General features: G+C 35.1%; 13 protein-coding genes. 9 read left to right on the top strand and 4 right to left on the bottom strand.

The window, feature by feature from the left end:
• Window positions 1-5 precede the first annotated feature (5 nt).
• Window positions 6-1292: a glutamate-1-semialdehyde 2,1-aminomutase gene (gene hemL, locus ACXX8U_RS10030; protein WP_458565727.1), complete on the top strand. Its 1287-nt coding sequence runs from the start codon at window positions 6-8 to the stop codon at window positions 1290-1292.
• 71 nt (window positions 1293-1363) lie between these two features.
• Here hemL and ACXX8U_RS10025 read toward each other — a convergent pair whose 3' ends face one another.
• Entirely contained in the window at window positions 1364-1828 is a 465-nt protein-coding gene (locus ACXX8U_RS10025) for a DUF4890 domain-containing protein (RefSeq protein ID WP_458565726.1), read from the bottom strand.
• 405 nt (window positions 1829-2233) lie between these two features.
• Between ACXX8U_RS10025 and ACXX8U_RS10020 the strand changes: the two genes are divergently transcribed.
• Entirely contained in the window at window positions 2234-3772 is a 1539-nt protein-coding gene (locus ACXX8U_RS10020) for a DUF4394 domain-containing protein (protein WP_458565725.1), read from the top strand.
• Between the two features lie 78 nt (window positions 3773-3850).
• Here ACXX8U_RS10020 and ACXX8U_RS10015 read toward each other — a convergent pair whose 3' ends face one another.
• On the bottom strand, window positions 3851-4366 hold the full coding sequence (locus ACXX8U_RS10015; RefSeq protein ID WP_458565724.1) for a hypothetical protein: 516 nt from the start codon (window positions 4364-4366) through the stop codon (window positions 3851-3853).
• Window positions 4367-4591: 225 nt separating this feature from the next.
• Window positions 4592-6301: a lysine--tRNA ligase gene (gene lysS, locus ACXX8U_RS10010; RefSeq protein WP_166133475.1), complete on the bottom strand. Its 1710-nt coding sequence runs from the start codon at window positions 6299-6301 to the stop codon at window positions 4592-4594.
• Window positions 6302-6611: 310 nt separating this feature from the next.
• Between lysS and ACXX8U_RS10005 the strand changes: the two genes are divergently transcribed.
• Both ACXX8U_RS10005 and lipB read left to right on the top strand, forming a co-directional pair.
• Window positions 6612-7340, top strand: a complete 729-nt coding sequence (locus ACXX8U_RS10005) for a hypothetical protein (RefSeq protein ID WP_458565723.1) — start codon at window positions 6612-6614, stop codon at window positions 7338-7340.
• A gap of 112 nt (window positions 7341-7452) precedes the next feature.
• Window positions 7453-8169, top strand: coding sequence for a lipoyl(octanoyl) transferase LipB (gene lipB / locus ACXX8U_RS10000; protein WP_458565722.1), 717 nt, complete (start codon window positions 7453-7455; stop codon window positions 8167-8169).
• Window positions 8170-8173: 4 nt separating this feature from the next.
• Here the strand turns inward: lipB and rnhB are convergent, their stop codons facing one another.
• On the bottom strand, window positions 8174-8833 hold the full coding sequence (rnhB, locus tag ACXX8U_RS09995; protein WP_458565721.1) for a ribonuclease HII: 660 nt from the start codon (window positions 8831-8833) through the stop codon (window positions 8174-8176).
• A 196-nt stretch (window positions 8834-9029) separates the two neighbouring features.
• On the opposite strand from rnhB, the gene ACXX8U_RS09990 reads away from it, so the two are divergent.
• The 5 genes from ACXX8U_RS09990 (at window position 9030) to ACXX8U_RS09970 (ending at window position 17953) form a co-directional block, all read left to right on the top strand.
• Window positions 9030-12065 carry a SusC/RagA family TonB-linked outer membrane protein gene (locus ACXX8U_RS09990; RefSeq protein WP_458565720.1) on the top strand — a complete coding sequence of 1012 codons (3036 nt, stop codon included), beginning with the start codon at window positions 9030-9032 and terminating at the stop codon, window positions 12063-12065.
• A gap of 17 nt (window positions 12066-12082) precedes the next feature.
• Entirely contained in the window at window positions 12083-13624 is a 1542-nt protein-coding gene (locus tag ACXX8U_RS09985) for a RagB/SusD family nutrient uptake outer membrane protein (protein ID WP_458565719.1), read from the top strand.
• A 209-nt stretch (window positions 13625-13833) separates the two neighbouring features.
• A complete protein-coding gene (locus tag ACXX8U_RS09980; RefSeq protein ID WP_458565718.1) occupies window positions 13834-15792 on the top strand; it encodes a putative porin in 1959 nt (652 codons plus the stop codon).
• 175 nt (window positions 15793-15967) lie between these two features.
• A complete protein-coding gene (locus tag ACXX8U_RS09975; protein ID WP_458565717.1) occupies window positions 15968-17329 on the top strand; it encodes a pyridoxal-phosphate dependent enzyme in 1362 nt (453 codons plus the stop codon).
• Window positions 17330-17452: 123 nt separating this feature from the next.
• Complete coding sequence (locus ACXX8U_RS09970) at window positions 17453-17953, top strand: 3'-5' exonuclease (RefSeq protein WP_458565716.1); 501 nt, start codon at window positions 17453-17455, stop codon at window positions 17951-17953.
• Window positions 17954-18028 lie beyond the last annotated feature (75 nt).

Here is an 18028-nt window from a genome sequence, read left to right as displayed (position 1 = left end):
ATACAATGTTATATCAAAGAAGTAGTCAGCTTTTTGCTGAAGCAGAAAAAGTAATTCCTGGAGGAGTAAACTCGCCAGTTCGTGCCTTTAGGGCAGTAGGAGGAACTCCTATTTTTGTAAAAAGTGCCAAGGGAGCCTATTTGTATGATGAAGATGGTAATCGTTTAATTGATTACATCAACTCTTGGGGTCCGATGATTTTGGGTCATGCCTATGAACCAGTTGTACAAGCAGTAATTGAAAAAGCAAAGTTGGGTACCTCATTCGGAATGCCTACTGCTTTAGAGACTGAAATCGCAGCATTAGCCGTTAAAATGGTGCCTAATATTGATAAAATTCGATTTGTCAACTCAGGTACTGAGGCGTGTATGAGTGCAATTCGTTTAGCTAGAGGATTTACTAAAAAAGACAAAATAGTAAAATTTGCAGGTTGTTATCACGGTCATTCTGACTCGTTTTTAATTCAAGCGGGTAGTGGAGCAATTACTTTTGGTTCGCCAAATAGTCCAGGCGTTACCGCGGGTACTGCAAAAGATACCTTACTAGCCAAATACAATGATTTAGAGAGTGTTAAAGCATTGATCGAAGCAAACAAGGGCGAAATTGCCGCTATTATTGTAGAGCCTGTAGCAGGAAACATGGGATGTATCCCGCCTCAAAAAGGATTTCTTGAAGGTTTGCGTAGCCTTTGTACAGAAAACGGAATTCTATTAATTTTTGATGAGGTTATGACCGGTTTTCGTTTGGGAGCAGGCGGTGTTCAAGAATTAATGCAAGTAAATGCAGATATCGTTTGTTTTGGGAAAGTAATTGGTGGAGGTTTACCAGTAGGTGCTTTTGCAGCACGTGAGGAAATCATGAATTATTTAGCACCACTTGGTCCTGTTTATCAAGCAGGAACCTTGTCTGGAAATCCTTTGGCTATGGCAGCAGGATTGGCTATGTTGCAAGCATTAGATCAAGATAGAAGCATCTTTACCAGATTGGCAGAGAAAACGGCTTATTTGGCTGCTGGAATAGCACGTGTGCTCGAGGCAAACCAAGTAACGTTTACAATTAATACTATTGGTTCAATGATATCGGTTCATTTTGATGCTGATCCAGTTGTTGATTTTCAAACGGCAGCAAAAGGAGATAATGAAACGTTCAAGAAATTCTTTCACGGTTTGTTACAGGAAGGGATTTATATTGCACCTTCGGCTTATGAAACGTGGTTTATCACTGATGCTTTAACGTATGAGGATTTAGATTTTACAATTGAAGCCATAGATAGAGTGTCTAAAACTTTTTAGTAACTTATTATTTAAAAGTAAAAGCCCAAAATGGAATGTCATTTTGGGCTTTTTTATGTGCAATATTAATTTTATTTATTGGTATTAGTTTTACTTGCTTTGCGTTGTTTGTGCATGGCAAGGCGGTCGTGCATGCGATCGGTTTTATTTTCTTTCATCGTTTCCCACTTCTTAAACTGCTCGTTAGAAAGTATTTTTTTCATTCGTGCTTTCATTGCAATTTGATTGTCTAGCATTTGATTTTTTATTGCAAAACGTTCATCAGCAGTTGGTTTTTTAGCATTTTCTGCTTGTTTTTCTTTTCGGTTAGCCAATTCAACCTCTCTTTTGTCGCTCTGCTCGTTTAGAACAGCTCGAATTTTTTTTTGTTGCGCTGTTGACAAATCAAGGTCTAAAGTCATTTTTTTTAAATGCAACTCTTGTCTTTGTTCTTTTGTTAATGGATTCTCTCTCAAATTTCTACGACCTTCCATTTTTTCTTGTGCATTACTTGCCATTCCTACAATTAATGCAACTGCAATTAGTACTTTTTTCATTGTGTTTTGTTTTTTGGATTAATACTATTAAGATGGCTTTGAAAGCTAATAGTTTAATCCTTAACATAAGTTTATCGTTTAGTACATAAGTTTTTGTGTTTAGAATCAAGTGGTATTTTGTAAAGCAATTTATGTTTTAACAGTTTGATTTGCAAGGATTAAATACTTTGTTGTTTAAGATTTACGGCTTGTCATTTATACAAGGGGCTAGTGATTTCAAGTCCAAAATAAAGATTTTCAACATTTTTTTTTGTAAATGAATTAGGAACGGGAGAAGCCAACAAAATAGGGTCTTTTTAGATTTTTAGAGTTGAAAATAATTTTGTTTTTTAATTTTTTTCAGAGTAGCTGGAAACCAGATTTAAAAATCTTTCGTACATCCTTTTATAACTAAATAAACAAACAATGAAAAACAATCAACAAAACTTAGGTTTAGCTTCCATATTTGGACTAGCTATTTTATCAATTTTTACGGTTTCATGTAATGATGATGACGTAAAGGAAATGGAAACTCCTGTTACACCACCTGTTGTGGTAGCACCGGATGTTAATTTTACTGCTTTGGCTAGTAATAATACTATCTTAACGTATAATGCACGTAATTTAAACACTGCAACGTCAACAACTGCTATTATTGGTCTGCCAATGTCAGAAAACATTGTGAGTATTGATTACAGACCAGCAACTGGTCAATTGTACGGTTTAGGTTCTTCAAGCAGACTGTATGTGATTAATGAAAAAAGTGGACAAGCAACGGCGCTAGGAGCTGCAGCTTTCTCTCCGGCATTGGCGGGAGGAAACGCATCAATTGATTTTAATCCAACGGTTGATAGAATTCGTTTAGTAACTGATTCAGGTCAAAATTTAAGATTACACCCTGAATTAGGAACAGTAGCAGCAACTGATGGTGCTATAAACGGTGGTGGTTCAGCTAAAATTGGCGCTGTAGGTTATACAAATAGTATGGCAGGAGCATCTTCTACTTTATTGTATGATATTGATTTTGAACAAGATAAATTATATATTCAAAATCCACCAAATAACGGAGCTTTGCAATTAGTGGGTGACTTAGGCGTGAATTTTGAGGGAACTGGAGATATGGATATTTTGGCAGATAATTCTACAGCATTAGCGGTAACAAACAGTAACAATGTATCTACATTATTTACAGTTAGCCTATTGACTGGGAAAGCAGAAAATGTTGGTAAATTTACTGCATCAGTAATTAGTATTGCATTCAAAACGAATCCAATAGCCTACGCTACAACAGCAGGAAATATGTTAGTTCGTTTCAATCCAACAAACGGTACTAGCAATAGCGTTGCACTTACAGGACTTGCTTCAGGCGAAAGTGTAGTAGGAATCGATTTCAGACCTGCAACAGGTGCGTTGTTTGCTATTACAAATCAAAGTAGATTATTTACAATCAATACAGCAAGTGGTGCTATGACTGTTGTTGGTACAGGGTTAGCTACGCCATTATCGGGTACTTCTTTTGGATTTGATTTTAATCCAACAGTAGATAGAATTCGTCTAGTGAGTAACACGGGACAAAACTTGCGTTTACACCCAGACTTGGGAACCATAGTGTTTACAGATGGTAACTTGAATCCAGGAACTCCATTTGTCAATGCTGCAGCATACACTAATAATTTTGCAGGTGCTACAACAACGGTATTATTTGTACTTGATTCACAAACTGATACCATGTTCCGTCAAGATCCACCAAACAACGGAACATTAGTTTCTATTGGAAGTTTAGGAGTTAATATTGATGCGGATAGTGGATTTGATATTGGAGGAACAAGTGGAAGTGCTTTTGCTCTACTAAAAGTTAACGGTGTAACAGGAGTTTACAGCTTGAACACTACTACAGGAGCTGCAACAAAAGTAGCAGATCTTAATATACAAGCTACTGCAATGGCCGTAGGTTTAGGGTTTTAACAGTTAGATTGTTTTTTGCATTAGTAAGCCAACTCTGGGAAGGGTTGGCTTACTTGTTTTTATATACTGAAGAAGTGCTTAAAAATGCAGTGCAAAACCTATGTTTAGTTGTAAAGCGTTATCATAGAATTGTTTGTGTGTAGCTAGATTGTATCTTATTCCAGGTTCAATACTCACGTTTTTTCCTAAAAATAAGGCATAACCAATTTGTGTACCGACATATGTAGGATTTAAATCAGCATCCCCAAAACCGATACCGTTATACGATAATTCAAAAGGAATCAAACCTTTAAAATAGTATTTAGCTCCAATTTTGTAGGCAATAGGTTCACCAACTCCATCAATTTCTCCGTAGCCCAAACCAAGTTTAATAGCAAGGTTATCTTTAATAAAATAGCCGCCTTCTGCTCCAATATTAAAGGAGTTTACGCCATTAGAATTACTGAAATATAAAGCAGTAGAACCTACATTATTTCCAAAACCAGTATTGGCTTCAATTAACCACTTGCCTTTTAATAGTTGATCATCTTTGGCTTGTCCATTTGCAAATGCAAATGCGCACAGTGCAAATAATGACGTTGTAAATTTTTTCATATCTATTTTTTTTAGTAAAAATAGAACTTAAAACAAAATACGTGTGATTTTTAATACATATTTAACGTCTTTATGATTTTGTCAAAAAATTAGCGAATTCAAACTATATCTTTTAAATTTAGCTAAGGTTTAGTAGCAGTAAAGCTCTGTTATTGTAACTGAAGTTGGTCTAAAAAAAAGGAACTCCATTACGAAGTTCCTTTTAATGTTCTATAATAAGATCTATTATTCCTTCAATCGGCAAGCTTTCACATCACCATCCACTACAACTTCGGTCATGCCTAATGAAGAAAGGTTTTTCATGGCTTTATCCCATTTTTTACCGCTAAGTCCTGCATTGTTCTTTAATAAACCAAACTCCATTTGATTGTTATTTGCTTGCAAAAGTGTTACAATTAGCTTTTCGTCTTCTTCAAGTTCAATTTTAACTTGTTTTTTCTCAGGACGCATTTGCGGAAACAACAATACTTCTTGAATTGATGAATTATTAGTTAAAAACATCATCAAACGGTCCATTCCAATTCCCAATCCAGAGGTAGGTGGCATACCATATTCAAGAGCTCTTAAGAAATCTTCATCGATTGTACCGTTCGCCTCATCATCACCTTTTTCTGCCAAGCGCATTTGATCTTCAAAACGTTCTCTTTGATCAATTGGGTCATTCAATTCTGAATAGGCATTGGCAACTTCTTTTCCGCAAACCATTAATTCAAAACGTTCTGTAAGTTCTGGATTGTCACGGTGTTGTTTACAAAGTGGCGACATTTCTTTAGGGTAATCCGTGATAAAGGTGGGTTGAATGTAATTTCCTTCGCATTTAGCGCCAAAAATTTCATCAATAAGTTTCCCTTTACCCATTGTTTTATCAACATCAATTCCCATGCCTCTCGCTGCTTCAAACAATTCTGCTTCTGTTTTACCAGAAATATCAAAACCAGTAAAGTGTTTGATAGAATCTGTCATCGTAACGCGTGCATAAGGCGCTTTAAAATTGACTTTATGTTCTCCAAAAGTAGCTTCGCTAGTACCATTTACGCTTACAGCGCAATGTTCTAGTAAGTTTTCGGTAAATTTCATCATCCAGTTGTAGTCTTTGTAGGCTACATATATTTCCATAGCGGTAAATTCTGGGTTGTGCGTACGGTCCATTCCTTCATTTCTAAAGTTTTTAGAAAACTCATACACCCCATCAAATCCACCAACAATTAATCTTTTTAAGTACAATTCGTTCGCAATTCGCATGTATAACGGAATGTCTAATGAATTGTGATGCGTAATAAATGGCCTTGCAGCGGCTCCTCCAGGAATAGGTTGCAAAACTGGAGTTTCAACTTCAAGATATCCTGCATTATTAAAAAAAGAACGCATGGCGTTAAACAACTTGGTACGTTTGATAAACGTTTCTTTAACGTGATCGTTTACAGTTAAATCAACATAACGACGGCGGTATCTTTGCTCAGGATCGGCAAATGCATCGTAGGTTTTACCATCGGCATCTGTTTTTACAACAGGAAGTGGCTTCAACGCTTTAGCAAGCACCGTTAATCCATAAACATGAACAGATATTTCACCAACTTGAGTCTTGAAAACCGTTCCGCGTACTCCAATAAAATCACCAATATCCAAGAGTTTTTTGAACACTACATTGTACATTGTTTTTTCCTCGTCATTCGACACATCATCTCTCGAAATATATACTTGAATACGGCCTTCGGCGTCTTTCAATTCAGCAAATGAGGCCTTTCCCATGATACGTTTTCCCATCAAACGTCCTGCTAAAACCACTTCTTTTCCTTCATACTTTTCGAAATCGGCAAGGATTTCGCTAGAATATGCGGTGGTGATAAATTCGGCTGCTGGGTAAGGCTCAATGCCTAAATTACGTAATTCGGTTAGTGCTTCTCTGCGTAATATTTCTTGTTCGGATAATGCCATTTTATGCTGATTTTAAGAGCGCAAAGATACTATATAAGTTTTTAAATCTAAAGCTTAAAATACAAGGTTTTTTGAAGCGCATTTTTTCGTTTTTTATAAACGTTTTTTCCCGCTTTCCACTATATCTTTTTTACTTGTTAAAAAAAAAACAAGTAAAAAAGGATGCCGCTGCAAACGAAGTTCACTGAACTCCGATTGAAATAAATGTATAGTGAAGTAATCGGGGCTAAGGGAGTCGTTTTATTTTTTCAGTAGCTAATTTTTTAAATGTAAAATTCGTACTTTTGGATTCCTGTTCTAAAAAGGAATTATGAAATATACAATCTTGACTTTACTGCTAAGCTTTTGCTGTATAAGTTGTCAGGTAAGCGAAACTTTAACTATTGATGAAAAGGGTCAAGGTTCAATAACAGTTACCGAGCTTCGCGATGAGCAAAGTTACATGCAGCTTGTCGGTGAGGAGTATACAAAAGAATCTTTTTTTAAAGATGAAACTTATCTTTTTCAAGATGTGATTGCTAAACATCAAGAAACATTTGCGCGACTTCCTGATTCTGAAAAAGCAATTTTCCAAAAGTACGCAGTGGTGACAGTACATGAATTTAAGAGTGCAATTGAAAAAGTTTTTCGAACCACAATAAAACACTCTTTTAATTCAGTAGAAGAAATTCCTGATTTGTATAAAACAGAGGATTACGCAGATGATATTGTAAACAATTATGCGTTAGTAGCCGAGGAGCATTATTACGTGGTTAGCTTTTGTTTAAGAGACAATGTATTTTCAAGGAAAGTGAAAATTACGAATCCAACCGAATTAAAAAAGCAGCAAGATGAAATTAGCAATTTAAAAAAGCGATACGAAGCATTTAACCTCAAACAAAATCTATTGCTTGACTATCATTTTGCTCGAAAAATTAAATCGGTTTCCAATCCATTAGCTCAAATTAGTGAAGATCGTAAATCATTGCAATTAAAATTGCTGCTTTCTGATTGTTTATCTGATCCTGAGAGTACCAATTTAGAGGTGTTTTTTGAGTAAGGAACAAAACTCATAACACCTTTTCTTCACTTTAAACTTTGTACCTTTGCATTTATTATATATATAGGTTGTGCACTATGTACTGCATAATCTCCAAAAATTGTATCTAGGCATGAACAAAACCATTCAATTACAGGATTTAGGATTACAAGATTATAAGCAAACTTGGGAGCTTCAAGAGGAACTATTTAAAGGAATTGTTGATTTAAAAATTCGAAATCGCAGAGAAGAGCTCGACTTGGCTACGCCTAATTATTTTCTTTTTGTTGAACATCCTCATGTGTATACACTTGGTAAAAGTGGTGACTTAGATAACTTGCTTTTATCCGAAAAACAATTGGAAGCAAAAGGCGCTACTTTTTATAAAATCAACCGAGGTGGTGATATTACTTATCACGGACCGGGACAAATTGTAGGTTACCCTATTTTAGACCTTGAAAATTTCTTTACAGATATTCATAAATATTTACGTTTTTTAGAAGAAGCCATTATTCTTACTCTTCAAGAATATGGTTTAACCTGCGGCCGAAGCGAAGGCGAAACAGGTGTTTGGTTAGGTGTAGGAACACCATTTGCCCGAAAAATATGTGCGATGGGAGTGCGTGCCTCTCGTTGGGTGACTATGCATGGCTTTGCTTTGAATGTAAATGCTGATTTGGGATATTTTGATAATATCATACCGTGTGGCATTCGTGGTAAAGCAGTAACTTCTTTGCAAGTAGAGTTGGGGGTTGAAAAAGTAGATGAAGCCGAGGTGAAAAGTAAGATAATCAAACATCTTACCGATTTATTTGAAGCCCAATTTGAAGAGACCACTATTAAGGATTAAATTTTTATAATTCTAATTCATATTGTTCAGGTAAAAGTCTAAATGACATGCGGTGGTATTTAGTTACGCCGTATTTACGTATGGCTTCTCGATGTTCTTTAGTTGGGTAGCCTTTATTTTTTTTCCAGTTATACATTGGGAATTCTTCATGTATTTGCTCCATGTACGCGTCGCGATAGGTTTTTGCCAAAATAGAGGCAGCGGCAATACTCCTATATATAGAGTCACCTTTGATAATGCTCGTACTTTTAATGTTGTTTAGGATTTCTATTTCATGTGTGGTGAATGGTCTATTGACTCTTTGTTTAATGCCGCCTTTTGGAATAAAAGGACTGTTACCATCTACAATTATCGATTTGGGTTTAACCGTAAGAGCAATAATGCATTCTTGCATTGCTCTAATAGATGCGTTCAAAATGTTTAACTCATCTACAGCGGGAGCATCCAAATGAACTACTGAAAATGTTATCGCTTCACTTTCTAAAATAGGTTGAAGTTTTAATCTAGTTTTCTCTGATAATTGTTTACTGTCGTTTAAAAGTTCATGTTTGAAATTTGGTGGTAAAATAATAGCTGCAGCTGTGACGGGGCCTGCCAAGCAACCGCGGCCAGCTTCATCAGTACCCGCTTCTAATGCAGCTTCTAAAAAGTAAGATTTTAACATTTTCTGTTTTTTGTGTAAAAGTAGATAAATTCTTTAAATTTTGAGTGATATGGAAGGGAAGTGCTGCTATTGTTGTGATGTTAGTTTTTTTTATGTAAATCTTTTGAGGATTATATTTTGTTAAAAAAATTCAAATGCTTGCTTATTTAAGATTTATTTGTGATTTTTGCGATATAACTAATTCAATTTATTAAATATGAGATCAAAGTACAAATGGATTATGACGCTACTTGTAGCGTTTTCAATGCACTTATCGTTTGCTCAGGAGAAAACGATAACTGGGGTGGTAACAGATGTTACCGGTCCTCTTCCTGGAGTTAATGTTGGAGTAAAGGGTTCTAAGACTGGTGTGCAAACAGATTTAGACGGTAAGTATTCTATTAAAGCTAAAACGGGCGATGTTTTAGTGTTTTCATTTGTAGGTATGACTGAAACAACTAAAGTAGTAGGTGCTGCTAGTAGTGTTAATGTCTTAATGACGGACAATGCGAAGGTTTTATCTGAAGTTGTTGTTCAAGGGTATAGAACAGTTACCAAGAAAACTGCCGTTACTGCAGCCGCTTCTATTTCTGCTCAAACTATTGAAAACAGGCCTAATGCTAACGCATTGAATACAATTCAAGGGCAATTAGCGGGTGTTAATATCACAGCAAGCACTGGTCAGCCAGGTGCTAAGCCTTCTGTAATTATTAGAGGTGTTGGTACACTTAATGGTAATACAGATCCATTGTATGTTATTGACGGTTTTCCATCAAACAGTGATGGATTTAGATCAATCAATCCAAATGATATTCAAAGTTTAGATGTATTAAAAGATGCTTCTGCTGTTTCAGAGTATGGATCTAGAGGATCAAATGGTGTAATTGTTATTAAAACGAAAAAAGGAAGTTTTAATGATGACAAAACTACTTTTAGATATGCCACTCAATACGGTATTTCAACTTTACAAAAGCAAAGATATTCTTATGCAGATTCTAAACAATTGCTGACAATTGAGAAAAGATTTGGAAGAGGAAGAGGTGCTACTCTAACTGATGCTCAAATAGCTAGTTATGGAATTGATACGGACTGGGTTGATTATTTTTTCAGAACTTCAACATCGGTAAATCACAACTTAAGTATCGAACAAAACGGTAAGAATTTAAACTCTTTCACATCTTTAAGTTATTTTGATCAAGACGGTATCTTGTCAGAGACAGGATTGAAAAGATTTACAGTTAGAAATAACATCAATGGTAAATCATCTTCTGAAAGATTCAAATATTCCTTAAATTCAGCTGTTGGTTACTCTAAAAGTAATGAGTCTACAGGTCTTGGTACAGGTGGAATCAATCAGAACATCGTTTTGGGTGCATTTCAATCTGCTCCTTACATCGATCCAAGTGAGTACAAAGGCTCTAGAGAAGTTCTTCAGCTTTACAACACAAGTGGTACATTGTTATACACTCCTCTTTTTCTAATTGATAAATTGAAAAAGTTTAGTAACTTAACTGAAGAAATTAGAATTGACTTAGCTGCTGAGGCTTCTTACAAATTGACAAAAGGGTTGACAGGTCGTGTTAGAACTGCTGGACAATTGCTAGAAAATAGATTTACAGAGGCTAGATTCCCAATATCTTTTAATACATTATTGTTTTTACAGCCAGGCCAAGTTTTTGGAGGGTATGAAATCATGAATCAAAGACGTGAGTTCTTGTTTAGTAATTTATTTCAATTAGATTACAACAAAACTATAGGTGATCATACGTTCAATGTTGCTGCATTTTCAGAGTATAATCACTCTAGATTAAATGTAAACAACTTTACGCAAAATGGTTTAGATCCTGTTTTATTTGTGCCTAATACTGGTGCTGGTTATGTAGGTGATACATCTGCTAATGATTTTAACGTACCAGCAGTATCTGCGTTACAACTTAGAAATGATTTGATTTCTTACTTTGGTACAGTAGACTACGATTACAAAAAAATGTTTGGTTTGGTCGCATCTTACAGAATAGATGGATCAAGTAGGTTTATTAAAGAAAATCAATTCAACAATTTTTATTCTATCGGAGGTAGAGCAAACCTTGAAGAGTTAGGTTTTATAAAATCTTTAGGTTTTGTAAACGTTTTGAAATTAAGAGGTTCTTATGGTACTTCTGGAAATCAGCGTATTGTTGATGGTTCTATCTACGCAGGTATTAATCCACCAGCATTTGCAGATATTTATCCAGGTACTAACAATGCTTACAACAACGGTCAAGGATATGGTCTGACAATTGGTTTTCCTCAATTAAGATGGGAGACTACAACTCAGTACAATGTTGGTCTTGATTTTGAATTTTTCAAAAGTGCTTTGAGAGGTTCGTTTGACTTTTACAACAAACAAACTGATGATTTGTATTTAAGTGAGCCTTTAGCTCCTGCAACAGGTGCTTTAAGTATTACTAAAAACTCAAACGCTTTCGTAATAAATGAAGGTTTTGAATTGAATTTAGCTTACGATTTAGTTAAAAATGAAAATGTAAAGTTAACACTTAGAGCCAACGGATCTATCAACAATAACTCTATAGATGGTATATCTGCAAATAATGGACGTATAGTGGGAACAACTATAATAAACCAAAATGGTGGTAAGTTAAATCAGTTTTTTCTTTACAAATATTTAGGAGTTAACCCTGTAAATGGTAATTTATTGTTTGAAGATATTAACGGAAACCCTACTGAATCACCAACTGGTGCAGACAGAAAAGCTACTGGTAAAAATGCGTTACCGAAATATCAAGGTGGTTTTGGTTTTGATTTTTCTTACAAAGGATTTTTTACATCTACTACCTTTACTTTTGCTCAAGAAGTTGATCGTTTTGATTTTGATTTGTCAGGTCTTTACAGTAGTGGTAGAATTGGTCAATTCAATGTCACAGATGATTTGTTAAATGCATGGACTACTACTAATACTACATCAAATGTGCCTAGATTAAACGCGTCAAATTTTGGTGCAGAATCTTTGTCTGATCGTTTCTTGAGAGATGCATCATACGTAAGACTAAGAAATGCTCAAATGGGTTATAGAGTTCCAAAGAAATATCTTGAAAGAACTTTCATGTCTGATTTAGCATTTACTATTCAAGGTGAAAACTTATTTAACATTACAAAGTGGAAAGGTTTTGACCCAGAAAGCGCTAGATCTGGAGACCAAAGTCAGTATCCAACTGGAAAAACATTCACTTTCGGTGTTGATTTGAAATTTTAATTATAATTTATATGAAAATGAAAAAATTATTTATACTTTCATTACTCGCAGGTGCATTAACTGTATCTTGTAATAATGATTTATTAGAGCCATTTACACCAGGGTCATTAACTGCGGATTTAGCTATTACTTCTTCTAGTGATTTGCAACGTGTTATGAATTCTACTTATGGTCTTGCTGCAAATAGAGAAGACATTGTGTTTTCATCTGTGTTTACTGATGAGGCTGGGATCGGTTTTGCAAACGGAGGACAAGGAATTAGTGATAACTATATTTTCTTTCTAAATATTTCGTCTGCATCGCCAGATATTATTTGGTCAAACAGTTATTTTGTTTTGTCTCGTGCCAATCGTGTTATTACTTTTGCGGATGATTTAATTGCAAAAACTGCTGCAAGTAATACAGCCGAGTTAGCAAAATTGAGATCACTAAAAGCAGAAGCTTTAACTATTAGAGCTATGGCACATTTAAAAATCATGGCTTATTTCTCACCAGATTTGAAAAGTGATGCTGCACTAGCAGGTGTGTTAGCCGATAAGATCATTTTTTCTAGTGATCCTGTGCAACAGAGATCAACTAATGGTGTTTTTTATGCTGCTATTCATAAAGATCTTGATGATGCATTAGCAATTTTTGCTACTACTCCATCTCCTTATACTGGAGCTGCTGCTAAGTTATATGCTAATGCTAACTTGGCAAGGGGTTTAAAAGCCAGAGCTTACGGTTACAAAGGCGACTTTGCTAACGCTGAGATTTGGGCAAATAATGTTATTTCTGGCTCTGGTTTAGTTTTAGCCAATGCTACAAATTATTCAAGTGTATTTTTAACAGACGCTGAACCTGTAAACACCGAAGTTATTTTTAGATTAAAACGTACTTTGCAGCAGTCTGCTCAAGGTACTAACTTAGGAAATGGATGGGCTTCGGTTAATGCTACTTTTGGTGGTTCTCCATTTTTTGAAATTTCAAGAGCTTTATATAATAAAGTTGACGCAACTCCTGGTGATGTAAGAAGAGCTGTTATTGTTGCTCCTACATCTGTAGTTGATCCAAACTACGCTACATCTGCTGACTACATCAAAACTGATGTACTTGTACTTGGAAAGTATCCAGGTTCAGCTTCAGTAGGTAATCTTAATTCAGATTATAAAATAATGAGATTGTCTGAAATGTATTTCCTACGTGCTGAAGGAAGAGCATTTGCAAATGACTTATTAGGTGTTGCGCAGGCTATCAAGGCTATCAGAGACAATCGTTTTGCTACTGCTCAACCATTGCCAGTGTATGCTAATGCAACTGCTGCTTGGAAAGCGATTTTAGATGAAAGAAGAATAGAGCTCGCTTTTGAAGGTCATCGTTTTATTGACTTGAAAAGATTAGGTGTTTTAGCAGGTGGTTCTTCTATCGATAGAGATCCTGCAGATTACAGCTCTAAATCGGCTAGTTATCCTGCTGCGAATCCATCTAATTTACCATTGTCTAGTACTAAATTTGCTTTGCCAATTCCTATTTCGGAATTGAATGCTAATCCAACGATTACTCAAAACCCTGGATACTAATTAGATTTCAAATCTTTTTAAGATTTAGTATATTTATTAAGACCGCAAGTACATACTTGCGGTCTTTTTGTTTTATTTTTATTTGCTCATTTTGAATTTATGAATGTGTAGTATTTTTTTCAATAGTAATTTTTAGAGTTTTTTTTTAATTGACTCATCATTTAAAGGATTAGATTTATCTTTACACCTTAATTTATGATATTTCGAATATGAGAATCGTTTTTTTGCTTTCCTTTATTTTGTTTTCTGTGTTCGTGAGTGCGCAGGATAAAGAACAAAACGCAAACAAAGACCAATCCAATCTGGGTATGGTCAACGCGAAAAAGAAGAGTGCCGACAAAGTTGCTACTTTAGATTTATACCGTTTCATTAGTTTAGATAACGACACTACCTATATAGATACTTCGCTTACCATTCAAAAAGAGTACAGCCATAATTACTTGCGTAAAGACATTTTTGGTCTTTTACCATTTGCAAATGATGGGCAAACTTATAATACCTTGCAATTTGGTCTAAATGCTTATTCTCCACTGCCGGAAATGGGATTCAAAGCAAAACATTTTAATTTTCTTGAGGCGAATCAAATTCGTTATAACTCAGTAGCTACACCTATAACTGAACTTTATTTTAAAAGCACTATTGGTCGTGGACAGTCAGTTGATTCGTTCCTTAGTTTAAATACTTCTGAAAATTTGAATTTTAGTATCGCCTATAAAGGACTTCGTTCAGAAGGTAAGTATTTGAACCAACTCTCTAGTACCGGTAATTTTAGGTTTACGGTTAATTTTAATTCTAAAAACAAAAGGTACTTCGCCAAAGCTCATTATACCTACCAAGACATTTTAAATGAGGAAAATGGTGGTATTACGACTATTACTGATTTTGAAAGTGAAAATCCAAGTTTTAATAACCGCCAGCGTTTTGAGGTTTTTCTAACTGATGCAAAGTCGTTTTTAAAAGGACGAAGAATTTTCTTGGACCAAAATTTCAGAATCAATCCAAAAAAAGGCAGTAATAATCTTTCGGTTGTACACCAAATTAATTATGAAAATAAATTTTTTGAATACAACCAATTAACAGTGCCCTCAAATGTGGGTCGTACAGAGGTAAATCGTTTTGGACCCTCATTTACTGATACCGGTATCAATGACCAAACCCGTTACAACCGCATGTATAACAAAGCGGGTCTTGTTTACGAAAATACCACTTTGGGTGTATTTGAATTTTTTGTTGATGATTTTCGTTCTAATTATTACTACAACCGTGTGTTGTTTTTTGATAATCAGGAACCTATTCCAAATACGTTTAATCAAAATATTAATTCAGCAGGTGGCCAATACACGTATAAAAAAGACAATGTTCAAGGTAAATTTTTATACTCGCGTAGCATTACCAATCAGTCTTTGTCTAACCTAGATGCGCAAGTTGCTTATGACTTGAACGACGATTATCAGTTTACTTTTCAGTATCAAAACTTGAATAAATTACCTAATAATAACTACAATTTATACCAAAGTAGTTACATAGAATACAATTGGTCTAATGATTTTAAAAACGAAAAAATCAATGTTATCAAAGGAACGGCTACAACTCCCTTCCTGAATGCTGAACTTCATTTATCAGTTCTCAACGATCATCTCTATTTTGTAGATGTATCAACCGCTGAGCAAAAAAGTGAGCGTACACAAATCATAGCACCTGCACAGTACAACGGAACAATTAAGTATCTTTCTGTAAAATTGGGTAGAGAATTTCAGTTTGGCAAATTCGCTCTTGACAACACTGTACTGTATCAAAAAACAGAACAAAATGATGCTATTTTAAATGTTCCAGAAATAGTAACTCGTAATACTATTTATTACTCTGATTACTTGTTCAAAAATGCACTTTTTCTGCAAACAGGTATTTCTCTAAATTATTTCACTAAATATTTAGCCAATGAGTACAATCCAGTAATTGGTGAGTTTTTTGTGCAGAATGAAAAAGAAATTGGGAATCATCCTAATTTAGATTTTTTTATCAATGCTAAAATTCAGCGCACACGTATTTATTTCAAAGCAGAGCATTTCAACTCGTCATTTACCGGAAATAATTTCTATGCCTCACCAAACAATCCGTCTCGTGATTTCACAATCCGTTTTGGTTTAATTTGGAATTTTTTCAATTAATCTATTTGGGCGTTTTGTCGTGCTATCCGCTCTATCTTTGCTTGCTTAAAGAAAGCAAGCAAAGGATGCCGCTACTATCACGAACGCAATCTGTCTTGAATAAGATTAATTTCTAACAAAACACTATCTTTGCATTCGTTTTTGTAACAAATCTTAAATTTAAACATACTTTTTTATGCATTACGCAGAAAATATATTAGGTACTATTGGTAATACTCCACTAGTAAAACTAAATAGAGTTACCGCCGAAGTTGATGCCTTGGTACTAGCAAAAGTAGAAACCTTCAATCCGGGAAATTCTGTTAAGGACAGAATGGCCATGAAAATGATTCAAGATGCAGAGGCTGATGGTCGTTTACAGCCGGGAGGGACTATCATTGAAGGTACTTCTGGTAACACCGGTATGGGATTGGCTTTGGTTGCTATCATAAAAGGATACAAGTTAATCTGTGTGATTTCGGATAAACAATCCAAAGAAAAAATGGATATTCTTCGTGCCGTAGGTGCTAAAGTTGTAGTTTGCCCAACTGATGTTGAGCCTACTGATCCGCGTTCTTATTATTCTGTTTCTAAACGTTTGGCTGAGGAGACTCCTAATTCTTGGTACGTAAATCAATACGATAACCCTTCTAATGCAATTGCGCATTATGAGCAAACAGGACCTGAAATTTGGAAACAAACCAATGGGAAAATTACTCATTTTGTAGTAGGAGTAGGTACAGGTGGAACCATTTCTGGAACTGCTAAATATTTAAAAGAGCAAAATCCAAACATTAAAATTTGGGGAATTGATACTTACGGTTCTGTTTTTAAGAAATACCATGAAACCGGAATTTTTGATGAAAACGAAATTTATTCGTACATCACCGAAGGAATTGGAGAAGATATTTTACCTAAAAATGTTGACTTTTCTCTAATCGATGGTTTTACAAAAGTGACTGATAAAGACGCTGCAGTTTACACCAGAAAAATTGCTTTAGAAGAAGGTATTTTTGTTGGGAATTCAGCAGGGGCAGCCATTAAAGGTTTGTTGCAATTGAAAGAGCATTTTACACCTGAGGATGTTGTTGTGGTACTTTTTCACGATTCAGGAAGTCGTTATGTAGGTAAAATGTTTAATGATGATTGGATGAGAGAAAGAGGCTTTCTTGAAGATGAGATTACAAAAGCAGCTGATGTTATCAAAGATCATATTGATAAACCGCTTGTAGTTGTTCGTACCGAGGAATTGGTTTCGCATGCCATAGAGCGTATGCGTAAATACAAAATATCACAAATTCCAGTAATTGATATTAATGGTTTTGTTGGCTCAGTTGACGAAAGTGATTTGTTTCAAAGCTATGTCGCAAACAAAGACGTTGCTGATAAACCTATTAAAGATGTTATGGGCAAACCATTTCCAGTTGTAAGCGAGAGCACTCCAATTGATGAAGTGTCTCGTTTGTTTACGAAAGAAAATGCCGCAGTATTAGTAGAATTGGCTAATGGAAAACACCATATTATTACGAAGTACGACATTATTGGTTCCATAAAATAATATAAGAATTTCAACCGCAGTACAGCAAAATCTAACTACATACGTTTTGATTTGCTATACTGTGGTTTTTTTATACCCCATACCCATCTTTACTATTTGTTTAAATTTTATAATTCACACGCAATGACCTTTACTGCTATTGATTTTGAAACTGCTATTTCTTTTCATCCTTGTTCAGTAGGTATTGTGACCGTTCAAGACGGAATAATTGTCGATGAATACGTAAGTTTAATTCAGCCGCCCAATAATAGTTATAGCCCGTACACTATCGCGGTACATGGAATCACACCAGCTGATACACGTTATGCTCCGACTTTTCTGGATATTTTTCCTGAGATTAAAAAACGCTTGCAAGGACAAATTGTAGTCGCACACAATGAGAGTTTTGATCGGTCTGTACTTCAAAAATCGATGGCGATGCATGAATTGCAGTATCAAGATTTAGATTTAAAAGACAGTTGGGAGTGTACTGTGAAATTGTACAGAGCCAAAGGTCTAAAGCCTACAACTCTTAAAGATTGTTGCCGTGTCATGAATATTAAATTGCAACATCATGAGGCTTTATCTGATGCGCGTGCTTGTGCTAAGCTGTATATAGCTCATCTTTTGGGTGTAATTGATTGATTATCTGTCAGTAGTTGCTTTTGAATCTTTATTTTCTTATTAAATTATAATCTTTTTTTGTACATTAGGTCTGTT

It is taken from the genome of Flavobacterium sp. GNP001, assembly GCF_054343775.1.
Note: the sequence above shows the minus strand (reverse complement) of the source record. Positions and strands in the feature narration are given on the sequence as shown.